This window comes from Streptococcus shenyangsis (genome assembly GCF_006385785.1).
GTDB lineage: Bacteria > Bacillota > Bacilli > Lactobacillales > Streptococcaceae > Streptococcus > Streptococcus shenyangsis.
In genome coordinates this window covers 85792-107218 of the sequence record NZ_VFSH01000007.1, presented here as the reverse complement: position 1 = coordinate 107218, position 21427 = coordinate 85792, and the positions used below count along the sequence as shown (strand labels likewise).

Sequence of the window (21427 nt, the reverse complement as noted above, 5' to 3'; positions counted from 1 at the left end):
GAAATGATGCATACTTATTTGCAAAAGAAAATTGAAAATATCAAAACAACCCTAGGTGAAATGTCAGGTGGTTACCGTCGTATGGTTACGGCTATGGTTGATTTAGGATTTTCAGGAACTATGAAGGCTATCTGGGATGACCTCTTTGCCCATCGTAGTTTTGCCCAGTGGTTGTATTTGCTGGTTTTAGGAAGTTTTCCTCTCTGGCTAGAATTGATTTATGAACACCGTATTGTTGACTGGATTGGGATGATTTGTAGCTTGACAGGGATTATCTGTGTTATCTTTGTATCGGAAGGTCGAGCAAGTAATTATCTTTTTGGCTTGATTAACTCTGTTATTTACCTTATTTTGGTACTACAGAAAGGCTTTTATGGTGAGGTACTGACGACACTTTACTTCACAGTTATGCAACCGATTGGACTTCTAGTTTGGATTTATCAGGCACAGTTTAAGAAGGAAAAGCAGGAGTTTGTCACGCGTAAACTGGACGGCAAGGGCTGGACAAAGTATCTTTCCATTAGTGTTCTTTGGTGGTTGACCTTTGGCTTTATTTATCAGTCTATTGGTGCCAATCGTCCCTATCGTGATTCAATCACAGATGCGACCAATGAGGTAGGGCAAATCCTCATGACAGCTGTTTACCGTGAACAGTGGATATTCTGGGCAGCTACCAATGTCTTTTCAATCTATCTCTGGTGGGGAGAAAGCCTGCAAATTCAAGGGAAATACCTGATTTATCTCATCAACAGTATAGTTGGTTGGTATCAATGGAGCAAGGCTGCTAAGCAGAATACTGACTTACCTAACTAGGAAAAGATGTTTGAAAGTGCTATTTTAAGTTTTGGGATAAAACAGATAGAGTTGATAATAAAGGGTTTTATACTCAATGAAAATCAAAGAGCAAACTAGGAAACTAGTCATAGGTTTCTCAAAGCACTGCTTTGAGGTTGTAGATAAGACTGACGAAGTCAGTAACATATCTACGGCAAGGCGACGTTGACGTGGTTTGAAGAGATTTTCGAAGAGTATTATATTATGAAAAAGAGGATCGGCGGGTCCTCTTTTGTTGTTGAAAAGATAAAAAACTCAGTAACCTAGAAATAAGGCAACTGAACTTTACTCTGTATTCAAATTTTAGGAGTGAGAAGGTCTAGATAAAATTGGACAACTTCCTGAACTGTAAAATCTTGTCCTTTTTTGAGCCACCAGGTCAATGTCTCGATAAAGTTGGTTACAACTAAGTGTTGGAGATAAGAAGCAGGCAAACTTGGGTGTGCTTCTTTCAAATCATCAACCAGCATGGGGTAGACGTGGTGTTCCAACTCTCTCTGGAGTTGGCGGAGGAAGTAGTCATTCTTGGAGAATAGTAAACTGGTGATATGATTTTGGTTTTTCTGAAAATGCAGAAAGAGGTGGGCGAGGTAATCTTCGGTTGAAATGGCTTGCTCTCTTTCAAAAAGATGATGGAATAGGTAGCGGCAAAGCTCGTCCAGAAGCAGCTCCTTGCTCTCATAGTGACAGTAAAAAGTAGAACGTCCCACATCTGCGAGATCAATAATATCCTGAACAGTAGTGGCCTCGTAGCCCTTAGTGTTCAAAAGTTGTAGAAAAGCTTGATAGATGGCTTTTTTTGTTTTACTGGTACGGCGGTCAATGTTAGTCATATGGACACTTGAGGCAAATTGTTCAGAACTGAATAAAGCTGACCTTTTGCTTCTATCCTTTCTTTGAGTTTTAGTGGATAATGATAATGAACAAGATGTTCATAAATCTATTATAACAAAGGAATGAGAAATATGAAGGCAAAATATACTGTTTGGCTAGCTTTTTTCTTAAATTTGACTTATGCCATTGTCGAGTTTATCGCTGGTGGAGTGTTTGGGTCCAGTGCAGTTCTTGCTGACTCGGTGCATGACTTGGGAGATGCGATTGCTATTGGGATCTCAGTCTTTTTGGAAAGTATCTCCAATCGTGAAGAAGACAGCCACTATACCTTGGGCTACAAGCGTTTTAGCCTTTTAGGAGCCATGATAACGGCTGTGATTCTTATGACAGGGTCCGTTTTGGTCATTTTGGAAAATATAGCGAAAATCTTTCATCCACAATCGGTCAATGATGAGGGGATTCTCTGGTTAGGAATTATTGCGATTATTATCAATGTGCTAGCGAGTCTCGTCATTCGCAAAGGACAAACCAAGAATGAATCCATTCTCAGCCTGCACTTTCTGGAAGATACCTTGGGTTGGGTGGCTGTCATCCTGATGGCCATTGTTCTTCGATTTACCGATTGGTATATCTTGGATCCGCTCTTGTCTCTTGCTATTTCCTTCTTTATTCTGTCAAAAGCCCTTCCACGTTTTTGGAGCACGCTCAAGATATTCCTCGATGCAGTGCCAGAAGGAGTAGATATCCAGAAGATCAAGACGGATTTAGCAGAATTGGACCATGTCGCTAGTATCAATCAGCTTAATCTCTGGACTATGGATGGTTTGGAAAAAAATGCCATTGTCCATGTTTGTTTAAAAGAGATGGAGCATATGGAAACTTGTAAAGAATCTATTCGAATTTTCCTCAAAGATTGTGGCTTTCAAAATATTACCATTGAAGTTGATGTTGACCTAGAAAGTCACCAAGCACATAAGCGAAAGGTGTGAGTTGGAGCGGAATCATAGAGATTATTAGAGAAACAGCCTTGCTAGAGGTCATTTTGTAATTCTAATCATTCCTTGTACTCTCTCTCAAGGTCAATCTGGTTCCCAGCATGGTCAGGCTAGGGATTTTGCGACCGTGGAGTACTTCTTTGTTAAGAATATCCATACCTGCCCGGCCCATTTCCTCGGTATAGACGGTGATGCTAGAGAGGGGAGGATAAACCTGCTTGGTCAGACTAGTGTCGTTAAAGGAAATGAGGCTGACACGATCTGGTAGGCTGATTCCAGCTTCTTGGAGGGCACGGAGGGCACCGATGGCTAAACTATCGCTAGCTGCAAAAAATGCTGGTGGCAGTTGGTCTCCCAAATTCTGAATAGCCTCCTTCATCAAGTCATAGCCAGACTGGGCGGTAAATCTTCCTTGAAAGACCAGTTCATCATGATAGATTCCTTTTGTTTGACTGTAGTTTCTGAAATTTTCCAGCCGCTTATCCTCAATGATTTCTTCTTGGTCTGTTGTTTCCTCAAGCCCTGTTAGAATCCCGATACGGTCCATTCCTTGGCTGAGGAAATAATCGACAACCTGTTTCATGGCAGTGTAAAAGTCTGTGATAATGCAGGTATGTCCTAGCGAAAGAGTATCACTGTCTAGAAAGACAAGAGGCTTTTGGTATTCTTCAAAGGCAGAAATCTGAGTTCGGCTAAACTTTCCGATGCAGAGAATTCCAATCACTTCCTCGCTCAGGGTAAAAGGATGGTCATTAAAATAGCGCAAGATATCATAGTCCAACTCTTGGGCTCTTTTTTCTATGCCTAGGCGAATCTGGTAGTAGTAGAGATCATCTAGCTCCCCTTGTTCGCTGACCCATTGGATAATGGCAATCTTTTGCTTGGGTTTGTGGGACTCTCCTGTCTTGAGGTGCTTGGTGTAGCCCAGTTCTTCAGCAACGGTTAAAATACGGTGCCTGGTTTTTTCTGTAACAGATAGGCTCTGGTCTCGATTGAGGACACGGGATACGGTCGCGATAGAGACAGAGGCTAGCTGTGCAATGTCTTTTAAGGTAGCCATAAATCCTCCTTCTTTAAGGTTAGTATATCATATTTTTCTGCCTTTTACCGATAGTTTAGTAAAATTTTAGTAAAAAGGATTGACCTTAGGAAATCCCTTGTATACAATAGAAGAAAACGATTACACGTTAAGGTGACTTAACGCACAGTAAAAGGAGAATTCATATGACACAACATCTTACTGCTGAAGCTCTTCGTAAAGACTTTCTTGCTGTTTTTGGTCAAGAAGCAGACCAAACCTTCTTTTCACCAGGTCGTATCAACTTGATTGGTGAGCACACAGACTATAATGGTGGACATGTATTTCCGGCAGCCATTTCCTTAGGAACTTATGGGGCTGCTCGCAAACGTGATGACCAAGTCTTGCGTTTCTACTCAGCAAACTTTGAGGACAAGGGTATCATCGAAGTGCCTCTAGCGGATCTCAGGTTTGAAAAAGAGCACAACTGGACCAACTATCCAAAAGGAGTTCTTCATTTCTTGCAAGAAGCTGGACATGTGATTGACAAAGGTTTTGATTTTTATGTCTTTGGGAATATCCCAAATGGTGCTGGCTTGTCTTCTTCAGCATCCTTGGAACTTTTGACAGGGGTCGTGGCTGAGCATCTCTTTGATTTAAAACTAGACCGTTTGGATTTGGTTAAAATCGGTAAACAAACAGAAAACAACTTTATCGGAGTCAACTCTGGTATCATGGACCAGTTTGCTATCGGTATGGGGGCTGATCAACGTGCTATTTACTTAGATACTAACACTTTAGAGTATGATTTGGTACCACTTGATTTGAAGGACAATGTCGTTGTTATCATGAACACCAATAAACGCCGTGAATTGGCTGACTCTAAGTACAATGAACGCCGTGCTGAGTGTGAAAAAGCAGTGGAAGAATTGCAAGTTGCCTTGGATATTCAGACTTTGGGTGAATTAGACGAGTGGGCCTTTGACCAATATAGCTACCTGATTAAAGATGAAAATCGTTTGAAACGTGCTCGCCATGCTGTGCTTGAAAACCAACGTACTCTCAAAGCTCAAGCAGCCCTTCAAGCAGGAGATTTGGAAACATTTGGTCGTTTGATGAATGCGTCACACGTTTCCCTAGAGCATGACTATGAAGTAACTGGTTTGGAATTGGATACTCTTGTTCACACAGCTTGGGCACAAGAAGGAGTTCTCGGTGCTCGTATGACAGGGGCTGGTTTTGGTGGCTGTGCTATTGCCTTGGTGCAAAAAGACACTGTTGAGGCCTTTAAGGAAGCTGTAGGCAAACACTACGAGGAAGTAGTTGGCTACGCTCCAAGCTTCTATATCGCTGAAGTTGCAGGTGGCACTCGCGTCCTTGACTAGTCAAAAGGAGGCTCTATAGTGACCTTAGTAGATAAATTTGTAACACATGTCATTTCTGAAAGTTCATTTGAGGAAATGGATCGAATCTACCTGACCAATCGTGTCTTAGCACGAGTGGGAGATGGTGTCTTGGAAGTTGAGACGGATCTGGATAAATTGATTGACCTCAAGGACCAGCTGGTTGAGGAAGCCGTTCGATTAGAGACGATTGAGGATAGTCAGACTGCGCGTGAAATTCTTGGTGCTGAACTGATGAACTTGGTGACCCCTTGTCCAAGTCAGGTTAATCGTGATTTCTGGGCAACCTACACCCAATCTCCTGAGAAAGCGATAGCGGATTTTTACCAACTTAGCCAGAAAAATGACTACATCAAACTCAAGGCCATTGCTAAGAATATTGCTTATCGTGTGCCGTCTGATTACGGAGAATTGGAAATCACCATCAATCTCTCTAAGCCTGAAAAGGATCCCAAAGAGATTGCGGCAGCCAAGTTGGTGCAAGCTAGCCATTATCCTCAGTGTCAGCTTTGTCTAGAGAATGAGGGCTACCATGGTCGGGTCAACCACCCAGCTCGCAGTAACCACCGTATTATCCGTTTTGAAATGGCTGGTCAGGAGTGGGGCTTCCAGTATTCGCCCTATGCTTACTTTAATGAGCACTGTATTTTTTTAGATGGCCAGCATCGTCCCATGGTCATTAGTCATCAGAGTTTTGAGCGTCTGTTGGCTATCGTAGAGCAGTTTCCAGGCTATTTTGCGGGTTCAAATGCAGATCTACCAATCGTGGGGGGCTCTATTCTAACTCATGACCACTATCAAGGAGGCCGTCATGTTTTTCCTATGGAATTGGCTCCCTTGCAAAAGACTTTCCGATTTGCTGGCTTTGAGCAGGTCAAGGCTGGAATTGTCAAGTGGCCAATGTCAGTGCTACGTTTGACTTCGGCTTCCAAAGAAGATTTGATCAACTTAGCTGACAAGATTTTGCGAGAATGGCGGCAATATTCAGATCCAAGTGTGCAAGTCTTGGCAGAAAGTAATGGAACACCACACCATACCATTACACCTATAGCCCGTAAACGAGATGGCCAGTTTGAGTTGGACTTAGTCTTGCGGGACAATCAGACTTCAGCAGAACATCCTGATGGCATCTATCATCCCCACAAGGATGTCCAACATATCAAGAAGGAAAATATTGGCTTGATTGAGGTCATGGGCTTGGCAATCTTGCCACCTCGTCTGAAAGTAGAAGTGGAGCAAGTCGCTAGCTATCTTGTAGGAGAAACTGTTACAGTTGCCGATTATCATCAGGAATGGGCAGACCAGCTCAAAGGCAAACATCCAGATTTAGCGGATAAAGAAAAAGCCCTTGAAATCGTCAAGGACTCTGTGGGAGCTATCTTTGCACGTGTGCTTGAGGATGCAGGAGTCTACAAGCAGACGGAACAAGGACAGACTGCCTTTATGCGCTTTGTAGAGCAGGTCGGAATTTTGCCAGACTAGGAGCTTTCTCCTTGCACAGTCCTATAAAAAGTAGTATCATAGTGTCGTTTGAAACATTAGGAGGAAACGATGAAAGACTTTCATTTTGACGCTATATCTGCCTTTGAAAATTACGAAATTGAACAAATGAGAGACGGTCACGTGGTGGTGACAACAAAAGTAGTGGACTCGTCGCTCAACTACTATGGCAATGCCCATGGTGGCTATCTCTTTACCCTTTGCGACCAGATCAGTGGTTTGGTGGTCATATCTCTGGGACTTGATGGAGTGACACTCCAATCTTCTATCAACTACCTCAAAGCAGGAAAACTCGACGACGTGTTGACTATTAAAGGAGAATGCGTCCATCAAGGTCGCACAACCTGTGTGGTGGATGTCGATATTACCAATCATGAGGGCAGAAATGTCTGCAAAGCAACCTTTACCATGTTTGTCACAGGCCAGCGGTCAGAAGACAGACAGGTGAGGATATAAAGAGTAATTTAATAGAGTGAGGTGAATTTTGGAATTTATAAAATTTGCCTTACTCATTTTTTGATATTGATATGATTTAATTATAAAATAGAAAATTTAGTAATGTGGTAGAAAATACAAGAGTTGTGTTTTAATTTCTATGGTATAATTAAAAGCATGAAGATAAAAGAAATAAAGGAAATTACTTTACAACCGTTCACGAAATGGACAGGTGGTAAAAGACAATTATTGCCTGTTATTAGAGAATTAATGCCTAAAACTTATAACAGGTATTTCGAACCTTTTGTTGGAGGTGGAGCTTTATTTTTTGATTTAGCTCCTAAAGATGCAGTTATTAATGATTTTAACGCTGAACTAATAAATTGCTATCAACAAATTAAGGACAATCCTCGAGAATTGATTGAAATTTTGAAAGTTCATCAGGAATATAATTCAAAAGAATATTATTTAGATTTACGTTCTGCTGATCGTGATGAAAGAATAGATATGATGTCTGAAGTACAAAGGGCAGCACGTATTCTCTATATGTTGAGAGTAGACTTTAATGGTTTATATCGTGTGAATTCTAAGAATCAGTTTAATGTACCTTATGGTCGTTATAAAAATCCTAAAATTGTTGATGAGAATTTGGTATCTGCTATTTCAACTTATCTGAATAATAATCAAATAGAAATTAAAAAAGGAGATTTTGAAAAGGCTGTTTTGGATGTTCAACCAGGGGATTTTGTATATTTTGATCCCCCGTATATTCCATTGTCAGAGACAAGTGCCTTTACTTCCTACACTCATGAGGGGTTTTCATATGATGATCAAGTAAGATTAAGAGATACCTTTAAAAAATTGAGTGATGCAGGGGCTTATGTTATGTTGTCAAACTCCTCTAGTTTTTTGGTAGAGGAGTTGTATCGAGATTTTAATATCCATTATGTTGAAGCTAACCGAACTAATGGAGCAAAATCTTCGAGTCGAGGAAAAATTTCTGAAATTATAGTCACAAATTATGAAAAATAACGAATATAAGTATGGAGGTGTTTTAATGACAAAACCATACTATAATAAAGATAAAATGATTCTTGTTCATGCAGATACGTTTAAGTTATTATCGGAAATGAAACCAGAAAGCATGGATATGATCTTTGCTGATCCTCCATATTTTTTGAGTAACGGTGGTATATCAAATTCTGGGGGACAGGTTGTATCTGTAGATAAAGGTGACTGGGATAAGATTTCTTCCTTTGAGGAAAAGCACGAATTCAATCGTAAATGGATTCGTTTAGCAAAAGAAGTTTTGAAGCCTAATGGGACTATTTGGATTTCGGGGAGTTTACATAATATTTACTCAGTTGGAATGGCATTAGAGCAAGAAGGTTTTAAAATTCTAAATAACATTACTTGGCAGAAAACAAACCCTGCCCCCAATTTATCTTGTCGTTATTTTACCCATTCTACTGAAACCATTTTATGGGCCAGAAAAAATGATAAAAAAGCTCGTCATTACTACAATTATGATTTAATGAAAGAATTGAATGATGGAAAACAAATGAAAGATGTCTGGACCGGCTCTTTGACAAAGAAAGTTGAAAAATGGGCTGGGAAACATCCAACTCAAAAACCAGAGTATTTGTTAGAACGCATTATTTTAGCCTCTACTAAAGAGGGTGACTATATTCTAGATCCATTTGTTGGTAGTGGCACTACGGGTGTTGTTGCGAAGCGATTAGGTAGAAGATTTATAGGTATTGATGCTGAAAAAGAATATCTGGAAATAGCTAAACATAGAATTGAGAGAGAATTTTATGCTTCAAACAGGTGAGTATACGACATATAAAGAGTTTGGAAATGATTTAATTCAAAAATTAGAAGAAGGGGGATTTACAAAGGCCATTCAAATGCACGAACCACCCAAATCAAAGATTTTGGAGACACCACAAGGTATTATTTTGAAATATTATGGTTTTAAAGCTAAAGCATCAGATACAATTAGACATTTGAACAGAAATTCATATGATTGTTTAATTCAGTATGAAAATGAAGATGTAACATTTGAAACAATTTGCAATGAAATTATAAGAAAATATTCAGAAACAGAAAATGAAATAAGTTTAGTAAAGAATATTCTTTATATTTTTCTGAAAACTATAGCAAAGTATCCTTTAACAAGTTTTGATATTTGTTTAAAAGAATATTTTATTTATAATGGAAAATTGACAAATATATGTAGAGTAGGAAGTGATATTTTAACTGATGATACCTTGAAAAAAGGAGTAAATGACCTAAATGTAGTATTAAACGAATTAGATAGTATAGGAAAGTATACTTTTCAGGAATTAATTAATATAATTAGTTATATAGCTATAATAGAGGAACTCAACTATCCTAAAATTTTAGGACATTGGTATTACAGGGGACGAGCGGACTGCTTTGGTAGATATGTAGAAGTTTTGTTTGGTAATGAAAGAGAATTAAAAAGGTTACTTGAATCAAATTCGTTTAAAAATGGTGCTAAGTTTATTCATAAGAAAGAAATAGATAGATGGTACTTTACAAATGAGATTGAGAAAGACCGTATTGAATTAGATGTTGAAAAAAATTATTTTTAAAAGGAAAGATTATTTATGGTAAAGGTTACGATTAACGCAGATGATTATATTGATGGTGTATTGAGAAGAGTTTGTCCTCATTGTGGTGAAGAAAAGTCAATTGATGATTTTGGATACCGTAATATGGGGAATGATAATATTAGAAATCAATCTTGGTGTAAGGAGTGTCGGTAATGAACTTACAAAAATATATTAATTTTTCACATGAAGAGCGTTTGAAACAATTTTTAAATACTCTTTCTGTAACCAACCGTACTCCTGATTATTATGTAAATTGGGAGAAAGTTGATCGTGAGACAAAGAAGTATGAACTAGAGTTGAACACTTTAAACTATTTAATTGGTAAAGATGATATTTATATAGAAGCTCTTGACTTGTTCACTAAACAACCTAATTTATTAAAAGCAATTCCTAGTCTGATTGCAAGTCGTGATAAAGTTTTAGATGTTTTAACAATAGATGAAAACGATAATATGTCTTTTGAACAATTGGATTTCAAAACGATAGACACTAGTAGAATAGATGATTACATGAAATTTATTGAGCAATCCGGTTTATTAAATTTTTTACAACAACATGCTAATCGTTCATTAGTTGATTATGTTTATGGAGTGGAGACTGGATTAGATAGCAATGCACGAAAAAACCGAAGTGGGACAACCATGGAGGGAATTTTAGAGAGACACGTAGCAAAAATTTCTCAGGAACAAAAATTGGATTGGAAAGCTCAAGCTACAGCTCAATATATTAAAGATAAGTGGGGGATTAAAGTACCTGTTGATAAGTCTGAGAGAAGATTTGATGTTGCAGTTTATTCCCGAGAAAAACATAAGGTTTGGCTGATTGAAACGAATTACTATGGCGGAGGAGGAAGTAAATTAAAAGCGGTTGCTGGAGAGTTTACTGAACTTAGTCAATTTATTATTACCTCAGATGACGATGTTGAATTTGTTTGGGTTACTGATGGTCAAGGATGGAAAACAGCGCACTTACCACTAGCTGAAGCATTTAGTCATATTACTAATGTGTTTAACTTAGAAATGTTGAGAGAAGGATTTTTAGCTGATTTATTTTTACAATAATTGTTCATTAGCTATAAACAAAAAAGAGGCTCACACCTCTTTTTCTTATTTCTTTTTATGATTTAATACGGCATTGAGTACAATAGCGAGTAGGCTGGCTACAACGATTCCATTTGAGAAGAACATTTGGAAGGCTGTCGGCATGCTGACAAATAGATTACTGTTGTTGAGTCCGACACCTGCAGCGATTGAAACAGCTGCGATAAGGAAGTTGTGTTCATTGTTAGCAAAGTCAACGCGGGCGAGGATTTGCATCCCTTGAATAGATACAAAACCAAACATCACCAGCATGGCACCACCGAGGACAGGGCTTGGAATGATTTGGGCAAGGGCACCAAACTTAGGTAGGAGTCCAAGGAGAACGAGGAAACCAGCTGCGTAGTAGATTGGCAGGCGAGTCTTAATGCCTGATAATTTAACCAAACCAACGTTTTGTGAAAATCCTGTGTAAGGGAAGGTGTTAAAGATTCCTCCGAGAAGTACGGCCAAACCTTCTGCGCGGTAACCGTTGCGCAGGCGCGTGCTGTCGATTGGGTATTTCGTGATATCAGACAAGGCCAGATAAACACCAGTTGACTCAACCATAGACACCGTTGCGATGATACACATCATGATAATAGATGAGATTTCAAAGGTTGGCATTCCAAAGTAGAGAGGAGTTGGGACATGGACAAGCGGTGCTGCCGCAACAGGAGAGAAGTCCACCAAGCCCATAGTAGCAGCGATGGCAGTTCCAACAACTAGACCAATCAAAATGGAGATAGACTTGATAAATCCTTTGGTAAAGATGTTAATCAAGAGGATAATCAGAACAGTGATAGCTGCAAGCAAGAGACTTTGACCAGTTGGTTCTGGAACGTTATTTCCCATATTTCCAATAGCGACAGGGATCAAGGTTAAACCAATCGTGGTAATAACAGATCCTGTTACGATAGATGGGAAGAGATTGGCCACTTTTGAGAAGATGCCTGAAACAAGAACCACGTAAATCCCTGATGCAATAAGGGCTCCAAACATAGCGCCACTACCATGGCTTTGTCCAATCATAATCAAGGGAGCTACCGACTGGAAGGCAACTCCAAGAACGACTGGAAGTCCAATCCCAAAGTATTTGTTGAGTTGGAGTTGGAGGAAGGTTGCGACCCCACACATGAAGATATCTGTGGAAATCAGGTAGGTCAACTGCTCAGTTGAATAGCCAAGGGCTGTCGCAATCATGATAGGAACCAGAATGGATCCTGAGTACATGGCTAGTAAGTGTTGCAAGCCAAGAACGGCTGCTTGCGAATGTTTTTCTTGAGTTTGCATTAGAGATCTGCCTCCTTAAAAATAACTTGACCATTTTCAAAACGATCCAAACGAGCGAGTGATAGGACAGGATAGCCTGCTTTTTCAAGCAAATCACGGCCATCTTGGAAGGATTTTTCAATCACGATACCGATAGCTTCGACTCTAGCACCGGCTTGTTCGATGATTTGAATCAAACCTTTAGCTGCTTGGCCGTTAGCAAGGAAATCGTCAATAATCAAGACCTTGTCCTCGGGTGAGAGGAATTTTCCAGCGATGGAAACGGTGCTAGTCACCTGCTTGGTAAAGGAGTAGACTTGGGCAGTTAAGATTCCTTCGTTCATAGTAATGTTTTTAGCTTTTTTAGCGAAAATCATGGGAACGTTTAAGGCTTCAGCTGTAAAAACGGCTGGTGCAATGCCTGACGCTTCAATGGTCACAACCTTGGTAATGCCAGCAGCAGCGAATTTTGCCGCAAAAACCTTACCAATCTCTCGCATCAGGCTAAAGTCAACTTGGTGGGTTAAAAAGGAATCCACCTTGAGGATGTTATCACCCAAGATATGCCCATCCTTGAGGATGCGCTCTTCTAATAATTTCATAAGACCTCCTAAAGTCTAAAAGCCAATCCATTTACTTGTTTCAGATTTCTATCTAGTAAAACTGATAGAAAAAGGACCTACTTAATCTCTAAGTAAGTCCCCAAAATAGGCATGGCAAAAACGACCATACCTCACTTCTGACTTACTTATTGTTAGGTGTTCCGGCACCTTGTAGAAACGTCGTGCCAATTCACGACATAAACAAGTAAAACGATATTCAATTTTAAATAGGCTTGAGCCAATGTTTTTATTTTACACTAAATAACTTTAAAAATCAAATGTTTTGTTAGTGTTTTGGTTTAAAAAACGAACAAATATAATAAAAATGGGCGAAAATTAACTTATTGACTAACATTTAGAAGGTTTTTCCATTATAAAAGGCATATTATTAAGTTTTTAAACACCTGACAACATGCCTTTTTCTAATTTTAAAGACTTTTTTCCAATCTTTAATATTCTACTCACTAAATCTTAAAAAATAGCCATCTGGATCCAAAATCGCAAATTCATAGGGATATATAAAGCTATCTCCTACTCGAAATTCTCTTTTTGTCAGGGGACGATGGATAGGATAGTTTGCCTCCAGCAGTTTTTGGTGGAGCTGAGGAACATCTGCAATACCAAAGGAAATATTGACACCGCGCCCGAAAGGATAGGTCAGCTGAGCTAATTCTTCTGTGCTGCCTTCTTCTAGCATAAGTTGGCAGTCTTCAAGCGAGAGGAAGAGAAATTTCTCCTCTGGACGCTCGTATTCGACAGAGAATCCTAGCAGGTCGCAGTAGAAGTGACGTGATTTTTCGATGTCAGATACTACAAATTCAGGAATGACAGCTTGATAGTCCATTCACTTTCTCCTTAGAGTTCAATCTCCATGACAATGGGTGTGTGGTCTTGGCGAGCACCTGAGTCAATCATATCGGATTTAGTGACCTTGTCAGCCACGCGGTTGCTTGTCAGCCAGTAGTCGATTCTCCAGCCTGTATTGTTGATTTTAGAAGTCTTGCTGCGCTGTGCCCACCAAGTGTAGCGTTCTGGAACATCGCCGTGAACATGACGGAAAGTATCGGTAAATCCAGTTGCCAAGAGGTTGGTAAATCCAGCACGCTCCTCGTCGGTAAATCCAGGTGAACGGCGGTTGCTAGCAGGATTTGCAAGGTCGATCTCATTGTGGGCCACATTGTAGTCACCGGTTGCAAGGACTGGTTTTTCTTTGTCTAGTTCAGCCAAGTATTCCGCATATTTGACATCCCAGACCTGACGTTCTTCCAAGCGTTTGAGACCGTCGCCAGCGTTTGGAGTGTAAACTTGGGTAACGAAAAATTCATCAAATTCTAGAGTGATGATACGACCTTCTAAGTCCATGGTAGAAGGGGCACCGATTTCTGGGAAAGTGACAGTGGGTGTGAGTTCTTTCTTATAAAGGAACATGGTTCCAGCATAGCCTTTACGGGCAGGCTCTTGGGAAGAGCGCCACGTGTTTTCGTAGCCTGGGAAGAGTTCTTCTAAAATTTCCAAGTGTTTCTTTGTAGGGCCTTTGGCAGAAAGCTTGGTTTCTTGGATAGCGATGATATCAGCATTTTCAGCGACCAAGGTTTGTAGGACTTCTTGGGATAATTTCGCGCGAGCTGAGTCACTAGTTAGGGCAGCATTGAGGGAATCAATATTCCATGAGATGAGTTTCATAAAGTTACCTTTTTCATTCAGATTATAGATTTTATTATACCAAAAAAAGGTCTATTTCCCCAACGTATGGCTTGAAAAATCACTCTCTTTCGTTTATAATGAAGAATGATTTTATGAAAGGGAGTGAAAATAAATGAAATTTTACTCATATGACTATGTGCTTAGCCAAATCAGTCAACAAAATGGAATCATGATTGGCTTTGGAATTGTTCTCCTAGCTATCACAGGATTTTTTGCCTTTAAGGCCTATCGAGATAAAAAGGGGACTAAGTTTCGGGAATTGGTCATGATTTTGGCCTTGACCTTAGTGGCCATGCTTTTAGTGACAATTTCAAAATACCAGACCAATCAAGCCTCTAACAATCAATTTCAAACCTCCCTTCATTTCATAGAGGTTGTTTCCAAAGACTTGGGAGTGGATAAATCAGAAGTCTATGTCAATACTTCTGCAGCCACTGATGGAGCGCTTGTCAAGGTAGGTTCAAATGTCTATCGTGCCATGAACGGGAGCCAACCAGACAAGTATCTTTTAGAGAAATTAGAATTGCATCAAACAGATGCTATTGAATTGGTGGAGGTAAACAAATGACACTCAATTATATGGAAATTTTAATCAAACTGGCCTTAGGGCTCTTCTCGCTTGTTTTTGTTATCAATGTGACAGGAAAGGGGAACCTAGCACCTAACTCTGCGACAGACCAAATTCAGAACTATGTTCTCGGTGGTATTATCGGTGGGGTGATTTACAATAGTTCTATTAGCATTCTCCAGTACGCAGTGATTTTGATGATGTGGACGATTTTGGTCTTGACCCTCAAGTGGCTTAGTAACAATGTTCATTTTGTCAAACGCTTGATTGATGGTAAGCCAACTCTCCTCATCAAAAATGGTCAGATTGACCCAGAAGCCTGTCGTTCAGTTGGCTTGTCTGCAGCGGAAGTAGCCCTCAAGCTTCGTAGCCAAGGGATTTTCCAGATGAAGCAGGTCAAACGCGCTGTGCAGGAGCAAAATGGCCAACTCATCGTGGTCCAAATGGGAGATGAAAATCCTAAGTATCCAGTTGTGACTGACGGTGTGATCCAAGTTGATGTCTTGGAATCGATTGGTCGTAGCGAAGAGTGGTTGCTTGATAACCTCAACAAGCAAGGACATGACAATGTAGCTAATATCTTTATCGCTGAGTATGACAAGGGTGCGGTCACAGTCGTAACCTATGAATAAGAAAAACCTGGGGTCTTGGCCTCAGGTTTCTATTTGCAATCAGAAAGGGATGTTATGTCCATTATTCAAAAACTTTGGTGGTTTTTCAAGTTAGAAAAACGCCGTTATTTAGTCGGGATTGTGGCCCTGGTCTTGGTTTCCGTCCTCAACCTCATTCCCCCAATGGTTATGGGGAGGGTCATTGATGCCATCACATCGGGGCAATTAACCCAGCAGGACCTCCTTCTTGCCCTATTTTACTTGCTTCTTGCAGCCTTTGGGATGTACTATCTGCGCTATGTTTGGCGTATGTATATCCTCGGTACTTCCTACCGTTTGGGACAGATTATGCGCTCTCGCTTATTTGAGCATTTCACAAAAATGTCTCCAGCCTTTTATCAAACTTATCGGACGGGGGACCTGATGGCGCATGCCACCAACGATATCAATGCCTTAACCCGTCTCGCAGGTGGAGGAGTCATGTCTGCGGTGGATGCCTCTATCACGGCTCTGGTGACTTTGTTGACCATGCTCTTTAGCATTTCTTGGCAGATGACCTTGGTTGCCATTCTACCCCTGCCTTTTATGGCTTATGCGACCAGTCGTTTGGGAAGAAAGACCCACAAGGCCTTTGGCGAATCCCAAGCTGCTTTTTCTGAACTCAATAACAAGGTACAGGAGTCCGTATCAGGTATTAAAGTAACCAAGTCTTTCGGTTATCAGGCGGACGAGTTGAAGTCTTTTCAGGCAGTCAATGAATTGACCTTCCAAAAGAACCTGCAAACCATGAAATACGATAGTCTCTTTGACCCCATGGTTCTCTTGTTTGTTGGTTCCTCCTATGTTTTAACGCTTTTGGTCGGCTCCTTGATGGTTCAGAAAGGGCAAATCACGGTTGGGAATCTAGTTACCTTTATCAGCTACTTGGATATGCTGGTTTGGCCTCTCATGGCCATCGGCTTCCTCTTTAATATTACCCAGCGAGGGAAGGTTTCTTACCAGCGGATTGAGGAACTGTTGTCTCAGGAATCACCTGTACAAGACCCTGAGTTTCCTATAGACAGTATTGAAAATGGGCGCTTGCAGTATGCCATTGATAGCTTTGCCTTTGAAAATGAGGAAACACTGACAAATGTTTGCTTTAGTTTGGAAAAAGGGCAAACTCTGGGCTTGGTTGGTCAGACAGGCTCTGGAAAAACTTCCTTGATCAAGCTTCTCTTGCGTGAATACGATGTGGATAAGGGTGCTATTTACCTAAACGGTCATAATATTCGTGACTATCGTCTGACAGACCTTCGAAGTCTCATGGGCTACGTTCCTCAGGATCAATTCCTCTTTGCGACCTCTATCTTAGACAATATTCGCTTTGGAAATCCTGATTTGCCTCTTTCAGCAGTCGAGGAAGTGACCAAGTTAGCCCAAGTTTATCAAGATATTGTAGCCATGCCCCAAGGATTTAATACGTTGATTGGTGAAAAGGGAGTCAGTCTCTCAGGTGGTCAAAAGCAACGTCTGGCCATGAGTCGGGCCATGATTTTAGACCCTGATATCTTGATTTTAGATGATTCTTTGTCGGCTGTGGATGCCAAGACGGAGTATGCGATTATCGACAACCTTAAGGAGACGCGAAAGGACAAGACAACCATTATTACGGCTCATCGCCTGAGTGCGGTTGTTCATGCAGATCTGATCTTGGTTCTACAAAATGGTCAAATTATCGAACGGGGTACGCATGAAGATCTGCTAGCCATGGATGGCTGGTATGCCCAAACCTACCAGTCTCAGCAGTTGGAAATGAAAGGAGAAGAAGATGCATAATAAGAAAGAACAATGGGCTGTATTGAAGCGCTTGATGTCCTATCTTAAGCCCTATGGACTCCTGACCTTTTTAGCACTTAGTTTTCTCCTAGCGACTACGGTCATTAAAAGCGTTATTCCCCTTGTGGCTTCCCACTTCATTGACCAGTATCTGAGCAATCTCAACCAACTTGCTGTGACAATTTTACTAGTCTACTATGGCCTTTATATCCTACAAACTATGGTACAGTATGTCGGTAATCTTCTCTTTGCACGGGTGTCCTACAGTATTGTTAGGGATATTCGTCGTGATGCCTTTGCCAATATGGAAAAACTGGGTATGTCTTATTTTGATAAGACGCCAGCAGGCTCTATCGTCTCTCGTTTGACAAATGACACCGAGACTATTAGTGATATGTTTTCGGGGATTTTATCTAGCTTTATCTCAGCAGTTTTCATCTTTCTGACAACTCTTTATACCATGTTGGTGTTGGATTTTCGTTTGACAGCATTAGTCTTGCTCTTTCTCCCCTTGATTTTCCTTTTGGTCAATCTCTATCGGAAAAAATCAGTGAAAATCATTGAGAAAACCAGAAGTCTCTTGTCAGATATCAATAGCAAGCTGGCTGAAAACATTGAGGGAATCAGAATAATCCAGGCCTTTAATCAAGAGAAGCGCCTACAGTCAGAGTTTGATGAAATCAACCAAGAACACTTGGTCTATGCCTACCGTTCTGTAGCCTTGGATGCCCTCTTTTTGCGCCCTGCCATGAGTTTACTTAAACTCCTAGGCTATGCTGTCTTGATGGCCTACTTTGGCTATCGTGGACTTTATCTGGGAATAACAGCAGGGACCATGTATGCCTTTATCCAGTATATCAATCGACTCTTTGACCCTTTAATTGAGGTGACGCAAAACTTTTCAACCCTGCAAACTTCTATGGTTTCTGCAGGTCGTGTCTTTGCCTTAATCGATGAGAGGACTTATGAGCCGCTTCAAGAAGATGGCCAGGCTGTGGTAAAAGAAGGCAATATTCGTTTTGAACATGTGTGCTTCTCATATGATGGGAAACATCCGATTCTGGATGACATTTCCTTCTCCGTTAACAAGGGTGAAACCATTGCTTTTGTGGGTCATACAGGTTCTGGGAAATCGTCTATTATCAATGTCCTCATGCGCTTTTATGAATTCCAGTCAGGGAGAGTTCTCTTGGATGATGTGGATATCAGGAATTACAGTCAAGAAGAACTGAGAAAAAACATTGGTTTAGTCTTGCAGGATCCCTTCCTCTATCATGGAACCATTAAGTCCAATATCGCCATGTACCAAGATATCAGTGATGATCAGGTTCAGGCTGCGGCTACCTTTGTGGATGCAGATTCCTTTATTCAGGAACTTCCGCAGGGTTACGACTCCCCTGTGTCTGAGCGTGGTTCGAGCTTCTCTACTGGTCAACGCCAGCTTCTTGCCTTTGCTCGAACGGTTGCTAGTCAACCTAAAATCCTGATTTTGGATGAAGCGACAGCCAATATTGACTCTGAAACAGAAAGCTTGGTTCAAGCTTCTCTGGCGAAGATGAGACAGGGACGAACAACCATCGCTATCGCTCACCGCCTTTCGACCATACAAGATGCCAACTGTATCTATGTTTTGGACAAGGGGCGCATTATCGAGAGTGGAACCCATGAGGAACTCTTGGCTTTGGGAGGAACCTATCACAAGATGTATAGTTTGCAGGCGGGTGCTATGTCTTAATACTCTTTGAAAATCTCTTCAAACCAGGTCAATTTTATACACAACCTCAAAGCTGTACTTTGATTTTCATTGAGTGTAAGAAGGAAATCCTTCAAATTACAGATTTCTTTCACCGCCTTTTCCATTTTGTGGTATAATGAAAAATGTTGACAAATAGTATAATAAACACAAAGGAGAAACAGCATGCTGAAATGGGAAGACTTGCCCGTGGAAATGAAATCAAGCGAGGTTGAGTCTTACTACCAGCTTGTCTCTAAAAGGAAGGGTTCGCTGATTTTCAAGCGTTGCTTGGACTGGGTCCTAGCCTTGGTCTTACTGGTTCTGACCTCTCCTATCTTTCTCATCTTGAGCATATGGATCAAGTTGGATAGCAAGGGGCCAGTGATTTACAAACAAGAGCGCGTGACCCAGTACAATCGACCTTTCAAGATTTGGAAGTTCCGTACCATGGTGACGGATGCGGATAAAAAAGGGAGTCTGGTGACTTCTGCTAACGATAGCCGCATTACCAAGGTTGGCAATTTTATCCGCCGTGTCCGTTTGGATGAACTGCCTCAGTTGGTCAATGTTCTTAAAGGCGAGATGTCCTTTGTAGGGACGCGTCCTGAAGTTCCACGTTACACAGAGCAGTATAGCCCTGAAATGATGGCGACCTTGCTTTTACCAGCAGGGATTACCTCTCCAGCCAGCATCAACTATAAGGATGAGGACACTATCATCAGTCAAATGACGGATAAAGGCCTGTCAGTTGACCAAGTCTATATAGAGCATGTTCTTCCTGAAAAGATGCGCTATAACCTCACTTATCTCCGAGAATTTAGTTTCCTTGGAGACATCAAAATCATGTTTCAAACCGTGTTTGAAGTGCTAAAATAAAGTAGTCATGAGAAAATGAGTACAGATAAAAGGAGCAAATCAATGCCAAATTACAATATTCCATTTTCACCACCCGATATTACAGAAGCAGAAATTGCTGAAGTAGCAGACACTCTGCGTTCTGGTTGGATTACAACAGGTCCTAAGACAAAAGAACTGGAGCGTCGCTTGTCTCAATACACACAGACGCCTAAGACTGTCTGCCTCAATTCTGCAACTGCCGCTCTTGAGTTGATTTTGCGCGTCTTGGAAGTGGGACCTGGTGATGAAGTCATCGTTCCAGCCATGACCTATACAGCTTCATGTAGTGTCATCACTCACGTAGGAGCAACACCTGTCATGGTGGATATCCAAGCAGATACGTTTGAGATGGACTATGACTTGCTGGAGCAAGCCATTACTGAAAAGACTAAGGTGATTATTCCAGTTGAACTTGCGGGGATTGTTTGCGACTATGACCGTTTATTCCAAGTTGTGGAGAAAAAACGTGATCTCTTTACTGCTTCAAGCAAGTGGCAAAAGGCCTTTAACCGTATCGTGATTGTTTCTGATAGTGCCCATGCTTTGGGATCTACATATAAAGGACAACCAGCTGGTTCTATCGCTGACTTTACTTCCTTCTCTTTCCACGCCGTTAAGAACTTTACAACGGCAGAAGGTGGAAGTGCGACTTGGAAAGCCAATCCAGCGATTGACGACGAAGAGATGTACAAGGAATTCCAAATTCTTTCCCTTCATGGTCAAACTAAGGATGCACTTGCTAAGATGCAACTGGGTTCATGGGAATACGATATCGTCACACCAGCCTATAAGTGTAACATGACCGATATCATGGCTTCACTTGGTTTGGTACAATTGGACCGTTACCCAAGTTTGTTGCAACGTCGTAAGGACATCGTGGACCGTTATGATCGTGGTTTTGCAGGTTCTCGCATTCATCCTTTGGCACATAAGACTGAAACTGTCGAATCTTCACGCCATCTCTATATCACCCATGTAGAAGGAGCGAGCTTAGAAGAACGCAATCTTATTATCCAAGAACTGGCTAAAGCAGGAATTGCAAGTAACGTACATTACAAGCCACTTCCGCTCTTGACAGCTTATAAGAATCTTGGTTTTGATATGGCGAATTATCCTAAGGCTTATACCTTCTTTGAAAATGAAATTACGCTCCCTCTTCACACTAAATTAAGCGATGAAGAAGTGGACTATATCATTGAGACTTTCAAAACAGTTTCTGAAAAAGTGCTAACTTCATCAAAAAAATGACAAACTACAGTCAAGTAATAGTGATTCTGTTTCTAAAAAGTCTAATTGAGTGTAAAACTGTTGTTTTCAATTGAAAGTCCTATAGTAAAATGAAATAAAAACAGGACAAATCAATCAGGATAGTCAAATTAATTTCTAGCAATATTTTAGAAGCAAAGGTGTACTCTTATAGTTTCAATATACTGTATGGTTTGAAATGAGATGTGAGCAATTTGGTGTAGCATTTAGAATTTTT

The 21427-nt window shown here is 40.8% G+C and carries 22 protein-coding genes and 1 riboswitch; of the genes, 16 read left to right on the top strand and 6 right to left on the bottom strand.

Annotation, left to right across the window (positions count from 1 at the left end):
• The first annotated feature begins 6 nt into the window (after positions 1-6).
• On the top strand, positions 7-813 hold the full coding sequence (pnuC, locus tag FJR77_RS06595; protein ID WP_181146612.1) for a nicotinamide riboside transporter PnuC: 807 nt from the start codon (positions 7-9) through the stop codon (positions 811-813).
• A 317-nt stretch (positions 814-1130) separates the two neighbouring features.
• Here the strand turns inward: pnuC and FJR77_RS06590 are convergent, their stop codons facing one another.
• Positions 1131-1667, bottom strand: coding sequence for a TetR/AcrR family transcriptional regulator (locus FJR77_RS06590; protein WP_140860084.1), 537 nt, complete (start codon positions 1665-1667; stop codon positions 1131-1133).
• A 132-nt stretch (positions 1668-1799) separates the two neighbouring features.
• On the opposite strand from FJR77_RS06590, the gene FJR77_RS06585 reads away from it, so the two are divergent.
• Positions 1800-2657 carry a cation diffusion facilitator family transporter gene (locus FJR77_RS06585; RefSeq protein ID WP_181146652.1) on the top strand — a complete coding sequence of 286 codons (858 nt, stop codon included), beginning with the start codon at positions 1800-1802 and terminating at the stop codon, positions 2655-2657.
• Positions 2658-2718: 61 nt separating this feature from the next.
• On the opposite strand, the gene galR is transcribed toward FJR77_RS06585, so the two are convergent.
• Complete coding sequence (gene galR / locus FJR77_RS06580; RefSeq protein WP_140833868.1) at positions 2719-3723, bottom strand: DNA-binding transcriptional regulator GalR; 1005 nt, start codon at positions 3721-3723, stop codon at positions 2719-2721.
• Positions 3724-3887: 164 nt separating this feature from the next.
• Between galR and FJR77_RS06575 the strand changes: the two genes are divergently transcribed.
• The 8 genes from FJR77_RS06575 (at position 3888) to FJR77_RS06545 (ending at position 10722) form a co-directional block, all read left to right on the top strand.
• The gene (locus tag FJR77_RS06575) at positions 3888-5066 is read left to right on the top strand and encodes a galactokinase (protein ID WP_140833866.1); all 1179 of its coding nucleotides are present in this window, start codon (positions 3888-3890) and stop codon (positions 5064-5066) included.
• Between the two features lie 18 nt (positions 5067-5084).
• A complete protein-coding gene (locus FJR77_RS06570) occupies positions 5085-6566 on the top strand; it encodes a UDP-glucose--hexose-1-phosphate uridylyltransferase (RefSeq protein WP_140833864.1) in 1482 nt (493 codons plus the stop codon).
• Between the two features lie 69 nt (positions 6567-6635).
• The gene (locus tag FJR77_RS06565; RefSeq protein ID WP_140833862.1) at positions 6636-7040 is read left to right on the top strand and encodes a PaaI family thioesterase; all 405 of its coding nucleotides are present in this window, start codon (positions 6636-6638) and stop codon (positions 7038-7040) included.
• A gap of 156 nt (positions 7041-7196) precedes the next feature.
• A complete protein-coding gene (locus tag FJR77_RS06560; protein WP_140833860.1) occupies positions 7197-8051 on the top strand; it encodes a DNA adenine methylase in 855 nt (284 codons plus the stop codon).
• Positions 8041-8853: a DNA-methyltransferase gene (locus FJR77_RS06555; protein ID WP_140833858.1), complete on the top strand. Its 813-nt coding sequence runs from the start codon at positions 8041-8043 to the stop codon at positions 8851-8853. Before FJR77_RS06560 ends, FJR77_RS06555 begins: the two co-directional genes overlap by 11 nt.
• On the top strand, positions 8837-9640 hold the full coding sequence (locus FJR77_RS06550) for a hypothetical protein (protein ID WP_140833855.1): 804 nt from the start codon (positions 8837-8839) through the stop codon (positions 9638-9640). Before FJR77_RS06555 ends, FJR77_RS06550 begins: the two co-directional genes overlap by 17 nt.
• Before the next feature lie 15 nt (positions 9641-9655).
• A complete protein-coding gene (locus FJR77_RS10170) occupies positions 9656-9814 on the top strand; it encodes a hypothetical protein (RefSeq protein ID WP_004256018.1) in 159 nt (52 codons plus the stop codon).
• Positions 9814-10722, top strand: coding sequence for a type II restriction endonuclease (locus tag FJR77_RS06545; protein WP_140833853.1), 909 nt, complete (start codon positions 9814-9816; stop codon positions 10720-10722). Before FJR77_RS10170 ends, FJR77_RS06545 begins: the two co-directional genes overlap by 1 nt.
• 45 nt (positions 10723-10767) lie before the next feature.
• Here the strand turns inward: FJR77_RS06545 and FJR77_RS06540 are convergent, their stop codons facing one another.
• The 4 genes from FJR77_RS06540 to FJR77_RS06525 all read right to left on the bottom strand — a co-directional run bounded on the left by FJR77_RS06540 (position 10768) and on the right by FJR77_RS06525 (position 14294).
• Positions 10768-12030, bottom strand: a complete 1263-nt coding sequence (locus FJR77_RS06540) for a nucleobase:cation symporter-2 family protein (RefSeq protein WP_140833851.1) — start codon at positions 12028-12030, stop codon at positions 10768-10770.
• Positions 12030-12611 (bottom strand): xanthine phosphoribosyltransferase, encoded by a 582-nt coding sequence (locus FJR77_RS06535; protein ID WP_140833848.1) that lies wholly within the window; start codon positions 12609-12611, stop codon positions 12030-12032. Before FJR77_RS06535 ends, FJR77_RS06540 begins: the two co-directional genes overlap by 1 nt.
• 129 nt (positions 12612-12740) lie before the next feature.
• A riboswitch (purine riboswitch) is annotated at positions 12741-12836 on the bottom strand.
• Positions 12837-13068: 232 nt separating this feature from the next.
• The gene (locus tag FJR77_RS06530; protein ID WP_033679765.1) at positions 13069-13455 is read right to left on the bottom strand and encodes a bleomycin resistance protein; all 387 of its coding nucleotides are present in this window, start codon (positions 13453-13455) and stop codon (positions 13069-13071) included.
• An 11-nt stretch (positions 13456-13466) separates the two neighbouring features.
• Positions 13467-14294: an exodeoxyribonuclease III gene (locus FJR77_RS06525; RefSeq protein ID WP_101800126.1), complete on the bottom strand. Its 828-nt coding sequence runs from the start codon at positions 14292-14294 to the stop codon at positions 13467-13469.
• A 133-nt stretch (positions 14295-14427) separates the two neighbouring features.
• On the opposite strand from FJR77_RS06525, the gene FJR77_RS06520 reads away from it, so the two are divergent.
• The 6 genes from FJR77_RS06520 (at position 14428) to FJR77_RS06490 (ending at position 21192) form a co-directional block, all read left to right on the top strand.
• Complete coding sequence (locus FJR77_RS06520) at positions 14428-14883, top strand: DUF3290 family protein (protein WP_020900359.1); 456 nt, start codon at positions 14428-14430, stop codon at positions 14881-14883.
• Entirely contained in the window at positions 14880-15515 is a 636-nt protein-coding gene (locus FJR77_RS06515) for a DUF421 domain-containing protein (RefSeq protein ID WP_061759231.1), read from the top strand. Before FJR77_RS06520 ends, FJR77_RS06515 begins: the two co-directional genes overlap by 4 nt.
• 54 nt (positions 15516-15569) lie before the next feature.
• A complete protein-coding gene (locus FJR77_RS06510; RefSeq protein ID WP_140833845.1) occupies positions 15570-17312 on the top strand; it encodes an ABC transporter ATP-binding protein in 1743 nt (580 codons plus the stop codon).
• Positions 17305-19047 carry an ABC transporter ATP-binding protein gene (locus FJR77_RS06505; RefSeq protein WP_140833843.1) on the top strand — a complete coding sequence of 581 codons (1743 nt, stop codon included), beginning with the start codon at positions 17305-17307 and terminating at the stop codon, positions 19045-19047. Before FJR77_RS06510 ends, FJR77_RS06505 begins: the two co-directional genes overlap by 8 nt.
• A gap of 183 nt (positions 19048-19230) precedes the next feature.
• Positions 19231-19923, top strand: coding sequence for a sugar transferase (locus FJR77_RS06495; protein ID WP_140833838.1), 693 nt, complete (start codon positions 19231-19233; stop codon positions 19921-19923).
• A gap of 42 nt (positions 19924-19965) precedes the next feature.
• Complete coding sequence (locus tag FJR77_RS06490) at positions 19966-21192, top strand: DegT/DnrJ/EryC1/StrS family aminotransferase (RefSeq protein WP_140833836.1); 1227 nt, start codon at positions 19966-19968, stop codon at positions 21190-21192.
• The last annotated feature ends 235 nt before the right edge of the window (positions 21193-21427 follow it).